Consider the following 1,736-nt stretch of genomic DNA (forward strand, 5'->3'; position numbering starts at 1 on the left):
CGGTCGGGCACCGAATACGCGCAGCCTCGCGCTGGACGCGGCGGGGGTCACTGTCAATGCGCAAGGGGCCATCGTTATCGACCAAGGCATGCGCACGAGCAACCCGAACATCTACGCGGCCGGCGACTGCACCGACCAGCCGCAGTTCGTCTACGTGGCAGCGGCCGCCGGCACCCGTGCCGCGATCAACATGACCGGCGGCGACGCAGCCCTCAATCTGACCGCGATGCCGGCAGTGGTGTTCACCGACCCGCAAGTCGCCACCGTGGGCTACAGCGAGGCGGAAGCGCACCACGATGGCATCGAGACCGACAGTCGCACGCTGACACTCGACAACGTTCCGCGAGCGCTTGCCAACTTCGACACACGCGGCTTCATCAAGCTGGTCATCGAGGAAGGTAGCGGACGGCTCATCGGCGTGCAGGCGGTGGCCCCGGAAGCGGGCGAACTGATCCAGACGGCGGTGCTCGCCATCCGCAACCGCATGACGGTGCAGGAACTGGCCGACCAGTTGTTCCCCTACCTGACAATGGTCGAGGGGTTGAAGCTTGCGGCGCAGACCTTCAACAAGGACGTGAAGCAGCTTTCCTGCTGCGCTGGATAAAAAAAGGAGGTTTTCAATGAGCGCCTACACCGTGTCCCGGCTGGCCCTTGATGCCGGGGTGAGCGTGCATATCGTGCGCGACTACCTGCTGCGCGGATTGCTGCGTCCGGTGGCGTGCACCCCGGGCGGCTATGGCCTGTTCGATGATGCCGCCTTGCAACGGCTGTGCTTCGTGCGGGCGGCCTTCGAGGCGGGCATCGGCCTGGACGCGCTGGCGCGGCTGTGCCGGGCGCTGGATGCTGCGGACGGCGATGAAGCGGCCGCGCAGCTTGCCGTTCTGCGCCAGTTCGTCGAGCGTCGGCGCGAAGCGTTGGCCGATCTGGAGGTGCAGTTGGCCACCATGCCGACCGAGCCGGCACAGCACGCGGAGAGTCTGCCATGAACAGCCCCGAGCGCTTGCCGTCCGAGACGCACAAACCGATCACCGGCTACCTGTGGGGCGCGCTGGCCGTGCTCACCTGTCCCTGCCATTTGCCGATTCTCGCCATTGTGCTGGCCGGCACGACGGCCGGCGCGTTCATCGGAGAGTACTGGGGTATCGCAGCCCTCACGCTGACCGGTTTGTTCGTCCTGTCTGTGACACGACTGCTGCGGGCCTTCAAAGATCGATCATGAGCGCTTCCCATTGAGACAAACCACGCTGTCGCTACGTTGCCTCATGCCGGCATCAAATTCGGCTGAGTAGCTTCTCGCCATCTGGACGTAGCTCACCCTTGGGTGAAACATGCCGATACAGGGTCTGCCGCGTGACGCCAAGTTCCTGGCACAGGTCGCCGACCTTGGTCTCTGGCTGACCCATTGCCGCCATCGCCAGCCGCAGCTTGGCGGCGGTCATCTTGAACGGCCGGCCGCCTTTCCGCCCGCGCGCGCGGGCCGAGGCTAGGCCGGCAATCGTGCGCTCCGCGATCAACTCGCGCTCGAACTCGGCCAGGGCGGCGAAGATGCCAAAGACCAGCTTGCCGGCGGCGGTCGTGGTGTCGATGGCCGCGCCGTGCCCGGTTAATACCTTCAAGCCGATGCCGCGCCCAGTCAGGTCGTGCACGGTGTTGATGAGATGTCGCAGGTCGCGTCCGAGCCGATCCAGTTTCCACACGACCAGTGTGTCGCCAGTTCGCAACGCCTTCAGGCAGCT

4 protein-coding genes are annotated in these 1,736 nt (G+C 65.4%); 3 read left to right on the top strand and 1 reads right to left on the bottom strand.

Annotation, left to right across the window (positions count from 1 at the left end; translation table 11 throughout):
* The 3 genes from MF6396_RS27995 to merE all read left to right on the top strand — a co-directional run.
* Window positions 1-604 (top strand): FAD-dependent oxidoreductase (locus MF6396_RS27995; protein ID WP_161493057.1); only part of this gene is annotated, 604 nt, incomplete at its 5' end.
* 16 nt (window positions 605-620) lie between these two features.
* Complete coding sequence (gene merD, locus MF6396_RS28000) at window positions 621-986, top strand: mercury resistance co-regulator MerD (RefSeq protein ID WP_003465059.1); 366 nt, start codon at window positions 621-623, stop codon at window positions 984-986.
* Complete coding sequence (merE, locus tag MF6396_RS28005) at window positions 983-1,219, top strand: broad-spectrum mercury transporter MerE (RefSeq protein ID WP_001087809.1); 237 nt, start codon at window positions 983-985, stop codon at window positions 1,217-1,219. The genes merD and merE overlap by 4 nt, the downstream gene beginning before the upstream one ends.
* A 52-nt stretch (window positions 1,220-1,271) precedes the next feature.
* Here the strand turns inward: merE and MF6396_RS28010 are convergent.
* On the bottom strand, window positions 1,272-1,736 hold a 465-nt coding region (locus MF6396_RS28010; RefSeq protein ID WP_078482016.1), incomplete at its 5' end, for a recombinase family protein.

Origin of the sequence: Pseudomonas sp. MF6396, assembly GCF_002018915.1 — a bacterium.
GTDB classification, from domain to species: Bacteria; Pseudomonadota; Gammaproteobacteria; order Pseudomonadales; family Pseudomonadaceae; genus Aquipseudomonas; species Aquipseudomonas palmensis.

Bases quoted from the DNA above. Each gene is read 5' to 3' on its own strand.
- merD (WP_003465059.1), top strand. From the start codon at position 621: ATGAGCGCCTACACCGTGTCCCGGCTGGCCCTTGATGCCGGGGTGAGC.
- merE (WP_001087809.1), top strand. From the start codon at position 983: ATGAACAGCCCCGAGCGCTTGCCGTCCGAGACGCACAAACCGATCACC.